General features: G+C 69.7%; 13 protein-coding genes, 2 tRNA genes and 1 riboswitch. Of the genes, 2 read left to right on the top strand and 13 right to left on the bottom strand.

Annotated features, from left to right (window positions below):
- Nucleotides 1-27: 27 nt before the first annotated feature.
- From AC0699_RS25790 to AC0699_RS25820, 7 genes are all read right to left on the bottom strand, one after another.
- The gene (locus AC0699_RS25790) at nt 28-1098 is read right to left on the bottom strand and encodes a M23 family metallopeptidase (protein WP_478664484.1); all 1071 of its coding nucleotides are present in this window, start codon (nt 1096-1098) and stop codon (nt 28-30) included.
- 11 nt (nt 1099-1109) lie between these two features.
- Nucleotides 1110-1245, bottom strand: a riboswitch (cyclic di-AMP (ydaO/yuaA leader).
- A 271-nt stretch (nt 1246-1516) separates the two neighbouring features.
- On the bottom strand, nt 1517-2605 hold the full coding sequence (locus tag AC0699_RS25795; RefSeq protein WP_478664689.1) for a PP2C family protein-serine/threonine phosphatase: 1089 nt from the start codon (nt 2603-2605) through the stop codon (nt 1517-1519).
- A gap of 278 nt (nt 2606-2883) precedes the next feature.
- Nucleotides 2884-3633: a MerR family transcriptional regulator gene (locus tag AC0699_RS25800; protein ID WP_478664489.1), complete on the bottom strand. Its 750-nt coding sequence runs from the start codon at nt 3631-3633 to the stop codon at nt 2884-2886.
- Between the two features lie 195 nt (nt 3634-3828).
- Nucleotides 3829-3902, bottom strand: a tRNA-Met gene (locus AC0699_RS25805).
- 92 nt (nt 3903-3994) lie between these two features.
- Nucleotides 3995-5269, bottom strand: coding sequence for a hypothetical protein (locus tag AC0699_RS25810; RefSeq protein WP_478664492.1), 1275 nt, complete (start codon nt 5267-5269; stop codon nt 3995-3997).
- 302 nt (nt 5270-5571) lie between these two features.
- Nucleotides 5572-5772, bottom strand: a complete 201-nt coding sequence (locus tag AC0699_RS25815; RefSeq protein ID WP_453663284.1) for a DUF5988 family protein — start codon at nt 5770-5772, stop codon at nt 5572-5574.
- A gap of 97 nt (nt 5773-5869) precedes the next feature.
- Entirely contained in the window at nt 5870-6364 is a 495-nt protein-coding gene (locus AC0699_RS25820) for an FBP domain-containing protein (protein ID WP_478664494.1), read from the bottom strand.
- A 75-nt stretch (nt 6365-6439) separates the two neighbouring features.
- On the opposite strand from AC0699_RS25820, the gene AC0699_RS25825 reads away from it, so the two are divergent.
- On the top strand, nt 6440-7069 hold the full coding sequence (locus tag AC0699_RS25825; protein ID WP_478664496.1) for a TetR-like C-terminal domain-containing protein: 630 nt from the start codon (nt 6440-6442) through the stop codon (nt 7067-7069).
- A 252-nt stretch (nt 7070-7321) separates the two neighbouring features.
- Nucleotides 7322-7819 carry a hypothetical protein gene (locus AC0699_RS25830; RefSeq protein ID WP_478664498.1) on the top strand — a complete coding sequence of 166 codons (498 nt, stop codon included), beginning with the start codon at nt 7322-7324 and terminating at the stop codon, nt 7817-7819.
- A gap of 204 nt (nt 7820-8023) precedes the next feature.
- Here the strand turns inward: AC0699_RS25830 and AC0699_RS25835 are convergent.
- The 6 genes from AC0699_RS25835 to AC0699_RS25860 form a co-directional block, all read right to left on the bottom strand.
- Nucleotides 8024-8099: transfer RNA gene (locus AC0699_RS25835), tRNA-Lys, on the bottom strand.
- A gap of 182 nt (nt 8100-8281) precedes the next feature.
- Nucleotides 8282-10507, bottom strand: a complete 2226-nt coding sequence (locus AC0699_RS25840) for an FG-GAP repeat domain-containing protein (RefSeq protein ID WP_478664502.1) — start codon at nt 10505-10507, stop codon at nt 8282-8284.
- Nucleotides 10508-10591: 84 nt separating this feature from the next.
- The gene (locus AC0699_RS25845; protein ID WP_478664505.1) at nt 10592-12157 is read right to left on the bottom strand and encodes an FG-GAP-like repeat-containing protein; all 1566 of its coding nucleotides are present in this window, start codon (nt 12155-12157) and stop codon (nt 10592-10594) included.
- A 117-nt stretch (nt 12158-12274) separates the two neighbouring features.
- Nucleotides 12275-15331: an FG-GAP-like repeat-containing protein gene (locus tag AC0699_RS25850; RefSeq protein ID WP_478664506.1), complete on the bottom strand. Its 3057-nt coding sequence runs from the start codon at nt 15329-15331 to the stop codon at nt 12275-12277.
- A gap of 71 nt (nt 15332-15402) precedes the next feature.
- Entirely contained in the window at nt 15403-16872 is a 1470-nt protein-coding gene (locus AC0699_RS25855) for an FG-GAP repeat domain-containing protein (RefSeq protein WP_478664507.1), read from the bottom strand.
- 320 nt (nt 16873-17192) lie between these two features.
- On the bottom strand, nt 17193-20204 hold the full coding sequence (locus AC0699_RS25860) for an FG-GAP-like repeat-containing protein (protein ID WP_478664510.1): 3012 nt from the start codon (nt 20202-20204) through the stop codon (nt 17193-17195).
- Nucleotides 20205-20266: the final 62 nt, after the last annotated feature.

Below are 20266 nucleotides of genomic sequence, written 5' to 3' on the forward strand. Positions count from 1 at the left end.
TTGTCCGGGCCCAGCCCGGGACAAGTCCTAGACGGAGAGGCCCTTGTCGCGCAGCCACGCCATCGGGTCGATGCCGTCGCCGCCCGGGGTGTGCACCTCCAGGTGCAGATGCGGTCCGGTGACATTGCCGGTCGCGCCGACGCGCCCGATGGTCTCGCCCGTGGCGACGGTCTGCCCCGCTCCGACGGTCATCGACGACAGGTGGCAGTACCAGACCTCGGTGCCGTCCTCGAGTTCCAGCACGATGCGGTAGCCGTACGACCCGGACCAGCCCGCCGACTTGACGGTGCCTCCGTGCACGGCCTTCGCCGGCGTACCCGTGGGCGCCGCGAAGTCGAGGCCGGTGTGGTAGCCGGAGGACCACATCGAACCGGCCTGGCCGAAGGTCGAGGTGATCGTGTACGAGGACGTCGGGAGGGAGTAGCTCGCGGCGAGCTTGGCGAGCCGCTCGGCCTCCGCCTTGCGCGCGGCCTCCTCCTCGGCCAGTCGCTTCGCCTCGGCGGCCTTGGCGGCCTCGGCCTCGGCGGCCTCGGCGGCCGCGGTCTGCTGCGCCTTCGCCTCCGCCGCGGCCTTCTCGGCGGCGGCCTTCTCGGCGGCCGCCCTCGCCTCGGCCTCGGCCTCGGCCTGCTGCTGCTCCGCCTGCTGGAGGATGCGGGCGCGCAGGGCCTCGCCCGCATCACCGGCGCTCTGCCCGTCGTCCGCGGCCGTGTCGGCAACGGAGAAGGCGGTGAGCGGTGCGTTGTTCCGGTTCTCCGAGTCGGAGTCGTCCGAGGAGATGAGGGAGCCCACGCCGGGAAGCGAATCCGCGTCCGGGAGGTGGTCCGTGATGGCGTCGGGGAGGGATATGGAGACCGGCGGCTTGTTCTGCGCGGTGGCCATGCCACCCGCGCCGACCGCGGCGATGACGCCGACTCCGAGAACGGTGGAGCTCCGCGCGAGTCCGTTGCGCTGCTTGACGACGCGATGCCTGCCACGGACCGGACGGACCGATTCCTCGGTCGGGTTCCATTCCTCCGCCCCGGTGGCCGGGGCCCACTCGTCGGTGGGGACCCACTCGCTGGTGGGAGGTTCCTGGAGGGCAGGCTCGTTGGACGCCACGGAGGCGTTCTCCTTTCCTTCCTTATCGCCTACCGGGTTAGCTGACGGGTTCGGAGCAGGAAGGTCTCCTACGAGCACCGCGAAGTGCCCGATTCACCCCAATAGGTGGTTCCCCGGTTCCCTTGCGGGATTCGGCGCGTGCGCACGGTGCCGTCTCTTGCGACGACTGTGACGACCGCGCTGCGTTATCGAACGTTAATAGACACGGGGGGCGGATTCCAAGCTCTTCCCATTGATCGTTAGCGACATTGGCCTGGACTTTTCAGGCACAACAACCCCGAATCGGGCGAGTTGACTCCCCCTCAATCCGGTCGCCCTTTCTGACGGTGGGTCACATGCTATGCGGAGGGCTGTCCTTCGATTACGTTCCGTGGCGCAGCTTCCTGTTCACGGAACCACTGGCGGCGCCGCGTCCCGTTCACGGAACCACCGGCATCGTCCTGCGCCGCTCCGGCTGCCGTTCCCCGGGCCTGGTGACCGCCAACAGCGCCATGTCGTCGGTCGCCCGGCCGCCCGTATGCCGCCGTACGTCGGCGACGACCGCGTCCAGCAGCTCCTCCGGTCCGGAAAAGACCCGGCCGCCCAGGCGCTCGCGCGGATCGTAGAAGACGCCGTGCGTGTCACGCGCCTCGGTCAGCCCGTCCGTGTAGAGCAGGAGCGTGGCACCGGCCGCGTACGGGGTCTCGTACGCCCGGTCCGGCGAGGCCCCCAGATCCCCCATGCCCAGCGGCAGCGCGATCTCGGGCGGCTCCAGCATGCCCAGCGCGCCGTCCGCGAGCAGCAGCAGCGGCGGGGGGTGGCCCCGGTTGAGGATCCGGACCACTCCGTCCCTGTGGGGGATCTCGGCGAGCACGGCGGTGGTGAAGCCCTCGAACGCGTCGAGCCCGGAACGCATGCCCTCCCGGGCGAGCGCCCGCTCCAGCCGCTGTGCCACCCCCTCCAGCGAGGACTCCTGCTCGGCGGCCTCCCGGAACGCCCCGAGGATCACGGCCACCGCTTCGACCGCGTCCAGCCCCTTCCCCCGTACGTCCCCGACCACCAGCCGCACCCCGTGCGGAGTGTCCTGCACGGCGAACAGGTCCCCGCCGATGAACGCGTCCGCCTGCGCCGCCTCGTACCGCGCGGCGATCTGCAGCCCGCCGATCCGGTCGGCCGGCGTGGGCAGCACGGCCCGCTGTGCGGCCTCCGCGATGACGCGCGCGGACGCGAGGCGCTGGCCACTGCGGCGTACGACCTGGTTGATGAAGAGAGCCAGCACGGAGACCGTGAACACGGTCAGCAGCTCCGTCACGGCCGGGATGTCGGAGGCCGTGCCGTTGTAAGCATGCAGCCCGGCCACCGCCGCGACGGAGGCGACGCCCGTCAGCAGGGTGAACAGCGCCGAGAAGAAGGGGGCGGCGACGAGCGGTGCCGCGGCGAAGAGCGGCGACGCGGTGTACGACTCCGGGGTGCCCAGGTCGAAGAAGATCCCGCCCACGATCAGCAGGAAGGGCAGCACCCGGACCATCCTGCGGCCACCGTCCCGCCGCTGTCCGTTGTCGCCTTCTCGCTGCCCCACCAGTGGTCTCCTGCCAGGTCCGCCCAGGGTGCGGACGGTACCGCGCCCCATTCAGGCTGACCGGAGCCGCGCCGCTCGGCGACTCGCCATCGGCCAACCGGACCAGCCAGGACCGGCGAGGACCAGCCGGTACCCATCAGGACCAGCCGGAACCAGTCCGGGCTGATCGGTCACCAGGGGGCCCTCCCGGTGACCGGCTCCCGTCCGTCCGGCAGACGGGTAGCGCCTCAGTCGTCGCTGAGGTTGCGCTCCGCGTAGACCTTCATCGCGTCACGGACGAACACGGCCGTCCCCTCCCCGTGCCGGTCGTAGTTCGCCGTGAAGCGCGGGTCGGCGACGTACATCTCGCCGAGCCCGATGACGTACGACCTGGTCGGGGTGGTCGTCACCGACAGCCATTCGCACTGCCGCTGCGCGATCGCCTGTGCTTCGTCGCTGTCGGGCGCCAGTCCGTCCTTCAGAGCCTGCCCGAAGTCACGGGCGATCGCGACCTGACGGTCCTGGAACGCCTTCTTCTCCTCGGCGCTCAGCGAGCGCCACCAGCGGTCGCCCTTCTCGTACGCCTCGCGGCCCCAGCGCTCGGTGACCTCCTGCTCGTACTGCGTGTGGTCGAAGCCGTCGAAGACTTCTTCCGCCATGAGTTCCTCTCCTTTCTCCGTCCGGTCGAGAGTGGTCCGCACCGAGGCGATCTGCCGCCCGATGCGCTCCCGCTCCTGCTCCAGCAGCTTCAGATGCGTCCGCAGGGCAGCGGCCGTGTCCCGCTGGCCTTCCAGGACCTGCGCGATCGCCGGCAGCCCGAGGCCCAGCTCGCGCAGCAGCAGGATCCGCTGCAACCGGACGAGGCTGTCCTGGTCGTAATAGCGGTAGCCGTTGCTGCCGATCCGGCTCGGTGCGAGCAGCCCCAGCTCTCCGTAATGCCTGAGCGTGCGGCTCGTCGTACCGGCTTTCCTGGCAATCTCCTGGATCGACCACTCCATGACCTTCACGTTAGAACTTGACGTTACGTAAAGGTCAAGGGAGCGGGGCTGGGTCTCACAGCGGTGCAGGCGGGCGAGTGGGCGAGGGTGGGCGCGAGTCTGCGCGAGGGTCCGCGAAGGTCCGCGAAGGTCCGCGAAGGTCCGCGAAAACACCGAAGGCCCGGGACCATGTGGTCCCGGGCCTTCGGCCTTCAGTAGCGGGGACAGGATTTGAACCTGCGACCTCTGGGTTATGAGCCCAGCGAGCTACCGAGCTGCTCCACCCCGCGTCGGTGAACACCACCTTACGCCATGCGGAGCAAGATCCAATCCATTTTCCTCGCCGGGCTCGGCAGAAGCCCGTCCGAGCCGCGGTCGCGGCTCAGCGACGGCGCAGCCGGAGCGCGGTGAGCGCACCGCCCGCGGCGAGCAGCACGGCGGCGGCACCGGCCGCGTACCAGGTGGTGCTGGACGAACCGGTACGGGCGAGGGCGCCGGTCGTCGTGGCGGTGCCACCGGACGTGCGGGATGTGGCGGACGTGGTGGTGACCGCGGCGGACGAGGAGGCCGACGAGGTCGACGAGGGGGTGGCCGACGCGGAGGGCGTGGCCGTTGCCGACGGCTTCGTGGACGCCGACGGAGTCGCGGACGGCGTGGTGCCGCCCTTCGCCACCTTCAGCGGGAGCTCGGCGTCGGCGCCCGCGAACGGGTAGGTGTTGCCGACGACCAGGTGCGTGCTCGCACGCAGGCCCACGGTCGTGTCCTTGCTGACGCCGTTCAGGTCCTTCACGGTCAGGCGCAGCTTGTAGGTGTGCGTGGCGCCGTTGCCGAAGCCGCCGTCGAGGACCGGCAGACCCCAGGTGTTCTCGCTCGTCTGCTTCGGCCGCACCCACTGGCCGTACTCGTAGACCTTGACCTCCACCTTCGGGAGCACGGTGCCGTGGCCGACGAGCTCGAACGAGGTGCCCAGCCCGTAGTCGAAGACGCCCGCGCCCTTGGAGCGCAGGGAGAGGTCGATCTCGGTCGTCTTGTTCAGCTGGAGTACGTCGCCCTTGCCGACGCCGAACTTCGCCTCCAGGTCGCCGCCCTTGCCCTCGGGGTCCACGTCGAACGTCACGTTCCCGGCGCTCGCGTCCTGCACCTTGTCGGGGCCGGCGTCGAACATCACCTTGAGGTCACCGTTGATGGACGGGTAGTCCTTGCTGAGGCCGACCGTCACCTTCCAGCTCAGTTCGCCCTTGGCGGGGATCTTGAACGCGGTGGCGGGTCCCTTGCCGGCCGGGTAGAAGGCGCCCACCATCGACTGGTCCTGGGATCCGGAGCCGGAGTCGGTGTCCGGCGCGGAGATCTCCTCGACGTCGAACTTCACCTGCTCCGCGTTGATCGGCGCCGGCCCTTCCGCCGAGGCGAAGACGGAACCCCAGTAGTCCTGCGGCTTGTCCGACACGTTCTTCACGGTGAACGTGAACGACTTGCTCGCGCCCCCGCGGGTCAGCGCACCCGCAGGCTGCGGCCGGCCGGAGGCGAACGTCAGCGGCGCGGCGCTGGAGTCCACCGGAGCGGCGTAGGCGGTGAACGGCACGAGCGTGGCGCCGATGGCGGCCGCGGCGGTGACGGTGGTGGCGGCGACGAGGCGGCGGGACAGGCGTGCGGACATGGTGGACTCCCCCCAAGGAATCTGTAGGGCCGCGCTGCCGGTGGATGGCCGGACAGCGGACGGCGGAAGGCACTGCGAAGCGATGCCATGCGATGCGGTACGACGAGAGAATCGCCGCGGCACGTCCGGTTCTGAACGGGATTCACGCCCCGTTCGCTTCCCCTGTCCGGCGGGCGGCGATGTGCTTATCTTCGCCGCTCAAGATCGCCTGAACAATCGCGGAACTGTCACCGGCGTGCAACAGCTACCGCCCGGGCGGCAGTCCACCTGTCCCGCCCTGGCCGAGCCCTGCTGACCAGCGACTATTCAGCGACTTCGGTCCGCTCCCACCACTCGTAAACGGTGAGCCGCCCCTCCGGGCTGTCCTCGTGCCGCGTCGTGGCCTTGAAGTGCTCGTAGCCGCCGCGATGCGGAATCTTCAGCTCCTGGCCAGGCGGGGTGATCGGCACGATCTTTCCCTGCAGATCGTCCGGGCCGCCCTCCAGAAGTGCCTTGGTAGCCATACCTCCAGTTTTCCCACCCGTCGGACGACCTTGCACCCCCGGAGCCCCATTCAGCTCATCCGGAAAGCCGGTCCGGTCATCCGGAGAGCCGGTCGGGTCATCCGGAGACCTGGTCCAGGAAGCCGAAGAGGTTGTTCCGGGTGCGCTCGATCTGCTCGTCCACCGTGAGGGACTCCTGGAAGCGGCCTCCGGGCACCGGGACCTTGATCCCCCGTACGTACAGGGAGCAGGCGAGGTCGGTGCACATGTACGCCCCGACGGAATTGCCCTCGCGGCCGGCCCGGCCCGCCTTGCGGGCCGTCATCAGGGAGACGCCGTCCCCGGGATGGGTGGTCAGGCACAGGGAGCACATGCTGCGGTGCAGGTATCCCCGCTGCCGGGACGGGAAGCGGAGCGAGACACCGACGGGCCGGCCGTCGCGCTCGGCGACGAGATAGCTGCGATCGGGGGCGGAGGGGTCGCGCCACCCGAGGAAGTCCAGATCGCCCCAGGGCCGCTCGACGAGGTCGCGGGGCAGGGTGAGGCGCAGGGCCTCCCCCTTCGAACAGTTGACGAACGAGGCGCGGATGTCCTGCTCAGTGAGTGCCTTCATGTTCGTGACGCTACGATTGCCTAGAGGCATTAGGCAATTGATTAAACCACCTAGGTTGATGGACGGAGATGTCGTATGGCTCGTGCCGGACTCAGCACCGACCGCGTGGTCGCGGCCGCGGCGGATCTCGCCGACGAGGCCGGGTTCGAGAACGTGACGGTGTCCGCGCTGGCCCGGCACTTCGGCGTCAAGGACGCGAGCCTCTACTCGCACGTGAAGAGCGTGTCGGACCTGCGGACCCGGGTCGCCCTCCTCGCCACCCGCGACTTCGCCGACCGCATCTCGGCGGCGGTCGCGGGCCGGGCGGGCAAGGACGCCCTGACCGCGTTCGCCGGCGCGTACCGGACGTTCGTCCTGGAGCACCCCGGGCGGTACGCCGCGACGCAGAGCCGCATCGGCCAGTCGGCCCTCGACGCGTCATCGCCGGACCTCGCATCCGGGCCGCGCCGCCTCATCGAGGCCACCTACGCGATGATGCGCGCCTACCGGCTCTCCGAGCCGGACCTGACCGACGCCGTACGACTGCTGCGCAGCACCTTCCACGGTTACAGCAGCCTGGAGGCGAACGGCGGCTTCCAGGCGGCCCGTGACGTACAGGCGTCGTGGGAGCGGGGCATCGAGGCGCTCCACTCCCTGCTGGAGAACTGGCCGTCGTCCGCCGGCGACGACCTGCCGTCGCAGCCGAGCGGATCGCGCTCCCGCTGATACCCGGCCCGCCCGCCCCTTTCCCTGAGCCGGCCGCCCGGCGAGGCACTGGTCCACGCGACCCGCCCGCGCCGGCTCCCGGCTCGAACGGTCCCTGCGCCAACCGCCGCGAAGGCCGGAAACACCCCGGCTCAAAACGGTAGAGCCAGGCCTGTTGGAGGATGTGGAGAATACTGGCTGATCAGCGGACCGGGCCTCTGCGGCCCAACTGCCGGATCGCATCCGTGAGATATGTGCACAGTGGAGTCAACAGTGGCAATGGTCGGGCTTTTCTGGGTCACCGACAGTGAGATCTACCTCGGTGCGCCTGCTGCCGAGTCGGGTCCCGGAGTCCGGGTGACCGCAGCGGGCCTCGAAGCGATCGGCCCGCAGTCCGGCAACTGGATCTGGTCCGACCTCAGTTCCGTCTCCGTCGTGAATGCGCCGGTGAAGGGCGCTGCCGGCCGGTACCTGTCGATGACGCTGTACGCGGTGCTCACGGCCGCCGGGCTCGGCGGGGCCGAGGGTCCGGGGGAAATGACCGTACGGGTCGAAACAACCGACGACGCCACCGAGTTGATCACCCACTCGGCCGCAGCGGGTGCGTACACCCCTCGCGAGGTGGAGCTGTCCCATCGGGTACTGGACCGTCTGGTTGCGGGGACCCTCGCCCTGGACGTCCTCAGCGCCTGGGGACAGACGCACGGCGAGAAGAAGAGCCCGCGGCCGGCCGAACGCGAGGCGCTTCTCCAGCAGTGGGCGCAGTCCTGACGGCGGCGCTGTCGCTACGCCCGTCCCCGTCCGAGCGCTCACGGCGTCGGCGCCCCCACGGGTCGAGCACGGACACGATCCTGCCGACGACGAGTGTGATCACTTGGTGACCACCTCGGCCGCGGATTCCGCCACCGATCAGCCCCTGGAGACGGAAGAACCCCCGTTTACGCAGGTCAACGGGGGTTCCGACCCTGAAGGGTCTGGTAGGCCGTGTGGGACTCGAACCCACAACCAACGGATTAAAAGTCCGCTGCTCTGCCAATTGAGCTAACGGCCCTCGGCGAGTCATCCCTGAGCATAGCCGGACGACGCCCGGCATCCGATCGGGTATCGGGTGCAGTGCGTCGTCCGATCGATGTCAGAGGTCCTTGCAGGCCGGATGGGGAACGGGCTGGGCCGGTTCCACAGCCCCGCGCGGGTCGGCGGGGCGGACCTGCGCGGCCGCCCCGCCTCACACCGTCAGAACAGCGAACGGTAGTTCTGCCACCCCGTCGCCACCGTCACCGTCGCGCCGAACGAACCCTTGCCGTCGCCCTTGTTGCGGAGCAGCTTGCCGTTCGTGTCGCGGGAGAGAAGGTCAGGGAAGCCGTCGCCGGTGATGTCGCCGACGACGATGATCTCCTTGCGGCCGGCGCCCCAGTCGCTGAAGACGAGCTTGCGCGGCTTGAACGTGCCGGTGCCCGTGCCGTCGTAGCGCCAGACCTCGCCGCCCGCGTCCCGGGCCAGCAGGTCCCCGTGGCCGTCGCCGTTGAGGTCGGCGGCGCCCATGATGGTCCAGCCCTTGAAGCCGGAGCCGGCCTTCACGGCCGGGTCGAGGCCCGCGCGGCTGTTGCCGCGGTAGAGGAAGAGGTTGCCGGTGGACGCCTGCCGGGCGAACAGGTCGGGCCGGCCGTCGCCGGTGAAGTCCGGCGAGTAGGTGATGGCGTCGAAGCCCTGCCAGCCCTTGCCCATCAGGTGGTGCGACCGGGTGGGGTCGATCGGGTTGGTACCGGGTGCCCGGTAGAGATTGCCGTCGGGGGTGCGCAGGAGCACATCGCTGCGCGGCTCGTCCCCGGTGTTGGAGCCGTACGGAATGATGAGCGTCCGCGGGTCCCAGCCCGTCGTCGCCCAGGAGCGGGTGCCTCCCGCGAGGTGGTGGACGGCGGCCTTGCCCGTGGTCGTCATCGAGTAGAACTCGCCGTAGCCGTCGTTGCTGGAGTCGCGGTACGCGGCCCACCCGTCGACGAGCCGGAGCGTCCCGCTCAGCCGCGCCTCCTGGGCCGCGCCGTCCGCCGGCCGCGCGGCGACGGTCCACCCGTACACCCCGCTGACCGGCCACTCCGGGTACATGGCCGACTCGTCCCAGGTGGCCCGTACGAGCGCCCCGGTGCGTTCCGTGCTGGTGCCCTCGTCGAACAGCCGCCCGTAGGCATCCCTGACCGCGAAGGTACGGGACGCGGTCGGCCGGCTCATCCGCCACTCGCCCCGCCACGGCCATCGCAGTGCGCTGACCGACGGCTGCGTGGTGGAGTGGACCACGGTGAGCGGGCTGCGCGGCACGGTCACGGGCTTGACGTGGATACGGCCCGAGGTGTCCACGAACGCCACATGGCCGCCGTACCGGTCGACGCTCCACGTACTCGGGCCATTCACGGCGTCACTGGCGAACGTGCTGGTCAGCGGCGCACTGTCGGCTCCCTTGTGGAAGTCGGTGAGCAGCAGCGACCCGCCCGCCTGGGCGTGTTCGAACCGCACGAGGAAGCCGTCGCCGAGCTGTGTGTCCTGGCTGAAGGGGACCGTGATGTTCTTGCCGGTCGCGTGGTCCCGGACACCGGCCTTCTGCCCGACGCTGCAGTTCCAGTACAGCCAGCGGCCGACGGACTGCAGCTCGTCGGGGCGGCAGCCGGAACCGAGGTTCACCTCGGGCGAGTTGACCTTCGTCTCCACGTCGTACGAGCTGACCGTGCCGGCGCTCGTTCCCGGCTTCCAGATCTTCGAACCCCAGATCGCGACCGCGGTGAGCGACCGGGTGTGGACCACGGGAGGGCCGTCCTGACGGGCGATGTTCACGATGTACTGCTTGCCGGTGCTCGGCTCGTCCACGGCGGCGTACGCACCGTCCACGGCTCTCACGGCCTGGAGGGTGTTCAGCATCCCGACGGAGTGGACCTTCTGCACGTTCGGCTGTTCGACGTCGACGACGGTGTGGTTGTAGCGCAACGGATTCGTGAACACGAACTGGCCGTCGCCGGTCCCCCGCAACTCGGTCGGGAAATCCCTGCATTCGTCTCTGGGGTCGTACGGAGGACAGGGGTACTCGTCCCAGACATCGGACGCGATCGTCTTGCGCGGACCCGCCTCCGGAGTGCCGGTGACGGCGAGGTCGTACAGGTACAGCCCGCGTTCGCGCTGCGGGTCGACGCGCGCCGCCACGGCGAGCTGACCCGCCGCGAGCGCGATCCGCTCGGGAGAGGCAGGCTCGCCCTGGTACGAGCCGAGGTCGATGACGACCTCCTGCGGCTCCTCCGCCGTGGTGGCGGCCACCGCCGGTGGAGTGAGCCCGAGGCCGCCGGCAACGAGTGCGACGGCGGCCCCGGCCGCGAGCGACGTACGTCTGTACCTGGCCGTGTTCCTGCCGGTGTTCATGCCGGTGTTCATGCCGGTGTTCATGCCGGTGTTCATGCCGGTGTTCATGCCGGTGTTCATGCGCAGCCCCCTGGTGGATCCCTCGTCGTCCTGGAAGCTTTGACCACCGGGGCCGACCTGTGGTTGTACAGACTTGAATGATCGTCAGGCGAGGTAGGAGTACCGCTTCCAGTACGTCGCCGTGATCAGCTTCGACGCGATGAAGCCGCCCTGGTTGTTGACGTTGTAGAGGTACGCGGCGCCCGTCGGCGTGCGTCCGATGACGTCCTGGCGGCCGTCGCGGTCGAAGTCGCCCGACGCGACGATCGCGTTGAAGGAGTTCCAGCCCGCGCCCGCCTTCGTGCGCGGCAGGAAGCCGCCCCGGCCGTTGCCCCGGTACAGCCACAGATCGCCCTTGCCGTCGCGTGCGAGCAGATCGGGGCGTGCGTCGCCGGACAGGTCTCCGCGACCCGTGATCGCCGTGAACTGCTGAAAACCGACGCCGATCTTCACCCGGGCACCGAGACCGCCGGTGCCCGTCCCGGGGTGCATCCACAGGTACCCGGACGCGTCCCGGCCGACGACGTCCGGCTGGCCGTCACCGGACAGATCACGGACGGCGAAGAGACGGTTGTAGCGACCCCAGCCCGTACCGAGGCTGACCCGGGTGCCGGGCTCGAGGTTCTCGTTGACCGGGATCCGGTAGAGCGTGCCGCCGGGCGTACGGCCCAGCAGGTCCGCGTAGCCGTTGCGATTGAGGTCGCCGGCCTGGAGCAGCAGGTTGTACTCGTCCTCGAAGAGCTGGCCGGTGCTGTCGACCGGGTCCTTCGTGTACGCGCCCCACTGCAGCAGGTCGAAGATGCCGGGCCCGGGCTCACGGCCCAGCACCGAACCGGTGGTCCAGTGGTCGAGGTCGACGTCCCTGGTCCACCCCTCGATCACCGGGCGGTACGACGGCACCGCCGTGTAGAGCCGGAAGCCGCTGGTCACGCACGCGGCGGGGCCGGTCGCCGAGACCGCGATCAGCTTGCCGCCGGCCACGAGAGCACCGCCGGAGTCCCCCGCGCACTGCTCGTCGGCGGCGGGCGCGGGCGTACCGGGCGCGGCGGAGGTGCAGATCATCCCCGGCCGCAGGCTGCCGCCCAGGCCGAGCGCGGCGGCGCAGTCGGCGCTGCGGCGGACCACGACCTGCTCGGTGTGCTTGACGCGCTGCGCGGACGGGCCGTCGGGAGCCGCCCACGAGTAGAACGTCGCGGGCTTCCCCGCCGCATAGAGGACGGTGTCCGCCGAGCCGGCGAGGACGGGCTTGCCGTACCGCGAGGGATCGAGGTGGCTGTCGATGTGGACACCGACACCGGCCTGGCGGGTGGCCGCGTTGAACTGCGGGTGGGTGCGGTAGTCGGGCCTGTTGCTGCCGCCCTCGATCTGGCCGGTGGCCAGGTCGTAGTCGTACGCGAAGTCCTTGTCGGACCGGCCCGTGAAGCAGTCCGGCGTCGCGAGCGTACGGGTGGGCGAGAGGGTGATTCCGGTGCAGGCACGCTTCGTGCCGTCGGCCTCGTCCTCGAAGTACAGCGGGATGAGCCACGAGGGCGTCGCGGGCACGGCGGCGCGAGGCGTCGTGACGGCCGCCGCCTGGGCGGTACCGGTCACCCCGGCCAGCAGCCCGCCCGCGAGCGCGGTCGCGGTGAGCAAGGTGACAGCGGCCCGCAGCGGGGTGCTGGTCGTTCTCATGAACAGGTCCTTGGATGGAGGTCGAGAAATGGGATGTTCGCCAGGGGAATGTTCGCCAGGCAAGGGGGGGTGTGACGTGGTGCCGGCGCTCCACGCGGGTGGAGCGCCGGCATCACGTCAGAAGATGCCGCCGTCGTAGCGCTGCCAGCCGGTCCCGATCTGGACCGTGCTCCCGAACGAGCCCTTGCCGTCGCCGCTGTTGCGGAGCAGCTTGCCGTTGGTGTCGCGGGAGACGAGGTCGTTCTTGCCGTCCCCGGTGATGTCGCCGGCGCCGACGAACGCGTTGCGCCCGGCGCCCCAGTCCTTGAAGACCAGCACACGGGGCTTCAAGGTCGCGGCCCCCGTGCCCTCGTACCGCCACAGCTCCCCGCCCGCGTCCCGCGCCAGCAGATCTCCATGACCGTCGCCGTTCAGGTCCCCTGCGCCGATGAGCGTGAAGCCCTTCCAGCTCGCGGTGCCGAGCTTCACGCCCGCCTTGAGGCCGCCCGAGCCGTTGTCGGCGTACAGGTAGAGCGCACCGGTCGTCCGCTGACGGGCCAGCAGGTCCGAGCGGCCGTCACCGGTGAGGTCGCCGGGCGTGAGGAGGGCGTCGAAGGCGTTGAAGTCGGAGCCGATCTTCGTCTTCGGTGCGGTGCCGGCCGGGATGCCGTTGCACCGGACGCTGTAGCGGTTGAGGTCGCCGGCGGTCGTACGGACGACGAGATCGTTGCAGCGGTCGCCGTCCATGTCGCCGAAGGGCAGGACGTGGTTGGTCTCCGCCCAGCCGGCCGGCCCGCCGCCCCCACCGTTGCTGTACCTGTCGAAGTACTGGTGCGGGGTGAGCGCGGTCGCACGCTTGCTGATCACCTCCGCCGTGCCGTCACCGTTGTAGTCCCGGAAGGGCGTGGCGCCTCCGAGGATCGTGACCTTCCCGGACTGCACCGCGCGCATGCCGGTTCCGTCTCCTGCGTCGGCGTTCAGGGTCCAGCTGTACTGGCCGCCGAAAACGACCTTTCCGTCGTCGCCCTTGCCGTCCCAGCTCGCCGTGATCCGGGCGCCCACCCGCTCCGTGGAGTCCACGGACCGCACGGTCCTGCCCGCCCGGTCCTTGAAGACGACGCTCCACCGGGCGGGCGGTCGCGTCAGCTGCCAGGTGCCGTCCCAGGTGCGGTCCTGGTCGGCTGCCCAGTTGACGGTGGCCACCTCCTCCGCCTCGCCCTCGACGAAGCCGATCGGGGAACGGGGCACGTCCACGGGCTTGATGTGGATGCGCTGCTCGGCGTCCGTGTAGGCCACAGGGCCGCCGAACTTGTCGACCGTCCAGAGCCCGTCCTTGGGTACGTCGGCGAACTCCGTGGTCCTCAGCGCGGCCGGGTCGCGGAAGTCGGTGAGCAGAAGCTTCCCGTTCGCCGTGTCCTTGCGTACGAGGAAACCGTCGCCGAGCTGGGTCGGGCCGAAGGGCACCCGGGTCGTCTGCCGGGTCTTCTGGTCCCACACACCGGCCTTGGAGCGGCTGTCGCCGAAGTCGCAGGCCCAGTAGATCCAACGGCCCACGGCCTGAAGATCGGTGAGATCGCAGCCGGAGTTGATGAAGAACGTCGGGGATCTCTTCCCCGTCTTGATGTCGTACCACGCGATGGTGTTCGGGTAGTCGGGGTGGCTCTCCCGCCACAGCGTGGTGCCCCAGACGGACGCTTCCCGGCCGCTGTTGGGGAGGGTCGCGACGACATTGTCGTCGCGATGCATGCGCTGGTCGCCGATGTAGAGGTCCGGCCCGTATTCGGAGAGTGTGTAGCGACCGGTGGCATCGCCCAGGTTCGCCGGGCCGGGAAGGTGCACGCCCTGCCCGTTCGTGGCGATGACCATGTACCCCTCGGGGTAGGCGGACTTGCCGTCCCCGAGCGCGCGCAGAGTGGTCGGGGAGTAGCTGACCTTGCGCTGCAGCGTCCGCTCACCCGCCTCGGGCGTGCCCGTGACCGCCACGTCGTGTGCGTACACAGCCGGGAACGGGGTGGCGTCGGTCGTGCTGACGTAGCTGAGCGTGCCCGCGCCCAGGGCCAGGGCGTTGATCTTCGCCGTGGCGGGCGGAACCTCCTTGACGACGACGAGCCGCGGCGCCCCGTCCGGTCCGGCGGTGATGCGGCGTACCGCCCAGTCCTTGCTTCCGGCGCCGCCGGTGGTCAGGACGCTGCCGTCCGGCGCGGTCGCGAAGTGTTCGTTCGCGTGGGGCAGCAGCTCCCTGACCGGTCCGCCGCCGACCGGCATGGCCTTGAGCGGGGTGCCGGCGTTGTACGCGTCGGACCCGAACGTGAGCAGGCGGTTGAAGACGATCCAGTCCCCCACCACCGCGAACCGGGCGAACGTGCGCTCCTGGCCGGTGGGCGCCGGCATCTGCACCGTGACCGGCTTCGCGTCGGGGTTGCCGCGCTCGATCGTGGTCACGGTCGCGTTCTCGTACGGGTAGGTCAGGATGTGCTTCTCGCCCAGGACGACGAAGTCACCGGGCGCCACGCGCAGCGGCGTGATCCGCGCACCGGCATAGTCGAAGAGATAGGTGGCCGAGCTTCCGTCGGTCAGCCGGATGTTCAGGATCCCGCCCCTGGAATCCTGATGCCAGGTATCGACACGGGACAGGGCACCGTCGGGCAGGCCGCTGACCGGGATCTCCACGACCTCGCCGGCCACGGCCCGGAAGACGCTGAGCGCACTGGCCTGATCGCCGGTGCCCCGGCGGAAGCCGAGTACGGAGTCGGAGTTGTACGACGACGACCACACGAAGTCCTGCGGCAGCGGGACCGAGGTGACCGTGCCCATCCCCACGTCGGTGATGTGGACGGGCAGCGTCCCGTCGGCTGCCTCCTCGTCGCCTTCGGCCGCCCGCAGTCCGGAGTGGGCCTCTCCTTCGAGGCCTCCTGGGGGGCGGGTCGCACCCGTGGCGTAGTCCGTCCACAGCGTGCCCTGGGTGCCCTCCTGCTGGTGCAGGAATCCCGTGGCCCCGGCTTCCAGCACCGTTTCGTCGCGGGGGACGAACCGTGCTCCGGCGGGCACGACGACCTCCTGGGCGGCCGCTGGACCATCCGCCGCAGCGGCGGTGGGAGCGGCCAGCGGGCCGAAGCCGGCGCCCAGCGAGACGACCACGCCGATGGCGGCCGCGCGTGCGAGGGCAATGGGCCGGCGCGTGGAGCGAGTGCTCAATGCGGTTCCTTCTGGGTTCATGGGTGAGAAGTGGCATGCGGAGACCGGAGTTGCCCGGCCGCACGGGCGCGTCAGGTGAGCGCCTTGTACTTCTTCCAGTTCGAGGCGGTGAGGAGCCTGGGGGCGAGGAAGCCGCCCTTGTTGTTCGCGTTGTAGAGGTACGCCGCACCCGCCGACGTCCGGCCGATGATGTCCTGGCGGCCGTCGTGGTCGGAGTCGCCCGAGGCGACGATGGCGCTGAAGGACGTCCAGCCGGCTCCCGCCTTGATCCGGGGCAGGAAGCCGCCTGCCCCGTTGCCCGGGTAGAGCCACAGGTCGCCCCTGGCATCACGGACGAGCAGATCGGCACGGCCGTCGCCGGACAGGTCGCCCCGGCCCGCGACAGCGGTGAACTGCTGGAAGCCGACCCCGATCTTCTTCCGGGCACCGAAGCCGCCGGATCCCGTTCCCGGGTGCATCCACAGGTACCCGTAGCCGTCCCGGCCGACGAGGTCGGGCTGGCCGTCACCGGACAGATCACGGACGGCGAGCAGCCGGTTGTACCGGTTCCAGCCGGTGCCGAGGCTCACGCGGGCGCCCGGGTTGTGCGAGACGCCGTACGGGATCCGGTACAGCGTCCCGTTGTTGTGGCGAACGACGAGGTCGGCGTACCCGTTGCGATTGAGGTCACCGGCCTGCGTCACGAAGTTCTCGAACGGCAGGTACATGATGCCGCTGTTGTTCACGTTGTTGGCCCAGGCGTATTCGGGGCTGAGGAGGTCGATCATGTCCTCCGGCTCCCGGCCTAGGAGAGATCCGCTCTCGCGGTACTCGATGTCGACGTCCCTCGTCCAGCTCTCGATGACCGCCCGGTACGTGGGGATCGCCGTGTACAGCCGTACGCCGTTCTTGACGCAGCCGCTGGTGCTGGTCGCGGAAACGGCGATGAGCTTGCCGGCCGCGACGAGCGCACCGCCGGCATCGCCGAAGCACTGGTCCGCTTCCACGACGGGCACGGCCCCCGGGGCCGGGGAGGTGCAGATGGTGCCCTGCGGCAGGCTGCGGCCGAGCAGCGCGGCACAGTCGGTTCCGCGGCGCACTACGACCTGCTCGCTGTGACGCTTGCGGTCGGACTCCTGCGCGTCGGCGCCGGGCCAGGAGTAGAAGGTGGCCTGGGAACCGGCGGTGTAGAGGTGCGTGTCGGAAGGGCCGGCGAGGACGGCCGTACCGGCGGATGCCGGGTTCTGGTCGTAGAAGACCGCCACCCCGGACTGCCGGGTGGCGGCGTTGAACTGGGGGTGGATGCGGTGACGGGTGCTGCCCGCGCTGCCGCCGGTCATATGTCCGGCGGCGTTGTACGTCCACTCCGTGTCGTTCACCGACATCCCGGTGAAGCAGTCGGGTGCCGCGAGGGTGCGGGTCGGGGAGAGGTAGATGCCGGTGCAGGAGTACCGGGCGGTCGACTCGCCGTCCTGGAAGTTCAGCGGTGCGAGCCACGACGGCACGGCCGGCGCCAGGTCCACCGCGGCGGGCTGGGCCGCCGCGGGCTGGGCGGCGCCCACCGATCCCGCCAGAAGCGCTGCAGTCAGTACACCTGCGATGAGGCCGGCCGCGGTGGCCGGTCTGCCTGGACGCAACAGCCCATGACGGTTCAAGAAGGTCCCTCCCCAGGAGCCTGAAAATCGGAGAAAGACACGGCGGCTCACTGCCGCGGAAGAGACGCGGCCCCCTGATCCCCTTGCCGTGCCCCCCACCACAAGTGCGCGGATCGTAACAGTAGTTTCACGATCAACGGAAGTGTTTTTCGAACCCGTTCAAAGATAGGTGCGGCCCCTGCCCCACAAGGAGACACGGGCCGGACCCCGCGAAGCATCGAGCAGGGTCAGAACAGACCCTTGTAGCCCTGCCAGCCCGTCCCGATCTTCACCGTCGAGCCGAAGGACCCGGCCCCATTCCCGCTGTTGCGCAGCAGATCACCCGCCGCGTTCCGCGACACCAGATCCGCCTTGCCGTCCCTGTTCAGATCACCGACACCCACGAACACATTGCGGCCCGTGCCCCAGTTGTTCCCGAACACCAAGGCCCGCGACTTCACCGTCCCCGCCGCCGTACCGTCGTACCGCCACAGCGAGTTGGCCCCGTCCACCGCGAGCAGCTCGCCGATACCGTCGCCGTTGAGGTCCCCGGCTCCGAAGACCGCCCGGTACAGCTTCCAGTTCGTACCGATCTTCCCGCGGGCCTTCAGACCACCGGTGCCGTTGTCCGCGTACAGATACATGTCACCGGTCGACGCCTGCCGCGCCACCAGGTCCGCACGACCATCACCCGTCAGATCACCCGGCGACGTCAGCACATTGAACTGACCCCACACCGTGCCCAGGGACGTGTACGCGGTCGTCGGCGTCAGCGCCTTCCCGCAACCCGGCTTGTACGCCCGCAACTCACCACTCGCCAACCGCACCAACACGTCGTTGCACCGATCGCCGTTCATGTCCCCGAACGGCACCGCGACGGCCGAGGTCGACCAGCCGGAGCCCGTCGTCGCCCCCGAGAAGCCACCTGCCCCGCTCCCATGCCGGAAGGCCAGCGCGCCCGAGGAACTCAGCGACAACAGATCACCCACGCCGTCGGGCATCCCGGCAGTGGCCGCGTGATCCCGCCTGACCGCGGCGGCCCCGGTCAGCGTCATCGTTCCGGAGCGCACCAGGCTCGTACCCTGGCCGTCCGCGGGCTTCGCCGTGACCGTCCAGGTGTACGCACCATTGGGCATCAGACCCCCCGCCTCGTCCTTGCCGTCCCAGGCTGCCGTGATGATGCCCCGCTCCTGACCACCGGTGAGTGTCCGGACCGTCTTTCCGGTGGCCTGGTTCTTGAGGGTGATCTGCGACGATGCGGAGGGCTTCGACAGCCACCAGCGGGCGGTCCAGTTCTGTGCTCCTCCGCTGACGTTGCCGGTGGCCGGTGCGTCGGTGTCGATGGTGGACAGAGCCGAGGCAGGGACACCGCTCGGTACGACGTGGAGGCTGCTGTCCTCGTCCACTCGTGTCAGATGCCCGCCGAAGCGGTCGACAGCCCAGCTGTCTCCTGCATGGGGAGACCCGGTGACTTCACCGATCGCACGACCGACTGCCGACGTACCGCGCACGTCGACGATGCTGACCGTTGAGCTCTCGGCCATCCCGAGATATCCGTCGGCAAGCCGGTTGCGCAGGCTCTCGCCCCCAGTGAACGGCACCCTGATGTTCCGCTTGGCGGCTGTGTCGTAGACCCCGGCGGTCCGCGCCACGTGGCACTCCCAGTACAGCCGGGTGCCTACGGCCTGCAGATCGGTCAGGTCGCAGTCGCCGATGTCCACGCTCCCGATCACCTTGCCGGTACGGACATCCAAGGCTTCCAGAGCACCGTACGTCCCTCTTTCGACCCAGAGCGTGCTGCCCCACAACGCGACGTTCTCGCCCCAGTCCCCGCCCCGGTCGAGAACCAGCTTGCCGGTGTCGAGGTTCAGCACCTGGAGCCGCAGGTCCGCGTAGTCGTCACTGCGTGCAGTGGTGTAGTAGACGGCGTAGCGCCCCGAAACCTCCATGGGCTCCCCGTTCAGCCACATGTGCCGGGCCAGGGAGATCTCTTTGCCGGGCAGGCTCTCCCCGCTGCCGACTACATGGATGGCGCTGCGGATGCTGGAGACCCGTCGGTACACGAGGCGCCCGTCGCCGGTCGGCAGCAGCTCCGAACAGCCGTTGGTGCAGCCACTGAAGGTGAAATCGTAACCTCGGTCAGTGCGCGGACCAGCGACCGGCGGAAGGGTCGCCGTCAGGTCGATACTGCGCAACTGGCCAGTAACGCGCGGTGCGGCCTCGAACGTGGACAGTTGGCCCTGTGCTGCAGAAACCTTCACTGGACGCTCGGACACCGTGGGAATGTCCGTCATCCTGCTCAGCTCAAGAGCGCCGCCTTCGCCCTGACGGATCGCCTGCACGCTGCGTTCCAGGCCCTCCCCCGCCCGTACGAGGAGCATCCGTCCGTCCGGGCCCACCAGCGGAGCCGCAGTGGTGTTGTCGAGCACGAGGTGCTGCGAGCCGCCCCCCATCGGCACCGCCCAGATGCCGTGAATGGGCTTGTCGCTGTTGTTGCCGGTCGCGCCCGGCGCGATCAGGAAGCTGTCACCGACCACGCCCAGCGGCCGGACGGCCGTGCCGTAGGCCAGGTCGAACTCCTTCTCGGGCTTGGTGAAGTCCGAGACGTTCCACACCACGACCTTGCCGGCGGAGGTCCAGTAGGCGAACTTGTCGTCACTGAGCACGGCACGGCCCGTGCCACTTGCGTAGTTCTCCAGATGCGTCGGCCGGGCTTCGCCCGAGTGGTCGATCCACACCACGTAGGGCCGACCGTCGAGTCGGTACGTGGCCACCACGCCGAGCCCGTTGGAGGCGAAGGCGAAGGTCGGCAGCGTCGCGCCCGCCGGGAAACCGGTGACCACCCGGTCCACGGTCTGCCCGTGCTCAGACGTCAGCAAATGCCAGGCGACCACGTTGGAGCCGCTCAGCTCCTTGGTCACGACCGTGGTTCCCATCGCCGCCGCGAATGTGTGGCCGGTGGGGAGCGCTACGGTCTGCTCGTCGCCGGTGACCATGTCACGCAGCCGTACTGTCGCGGCCCCCTGTGCCGGCGTGTGCACGAAGGCCACAGCGTTCGTACCCGTGCCGTACACGGACTCAAGGCCCTCTTGCGGAACCTTCGTGGCGGAGCCGTCGGAGTAGGAGACCCAGTAGTAGCCGCTGCCGGACGCGCCGCGGAGGAACCCGTCCGAGCCCGCGCCGACCAGCGCGGACGCCTGAGTGTCCAGTTGCTGCACAGCCGGAATCACCAGGCTCCCCGGCACCGGCTCGGCAGCCACTGCCGACGGTCCGACTCCTGCGACGAACGTCGCCGAGACGGTGATTGCCAGCACTGCGCGTC

This window comes from Streptomyces sp. NPDC043870 (genome assembly GCF_056435785.1).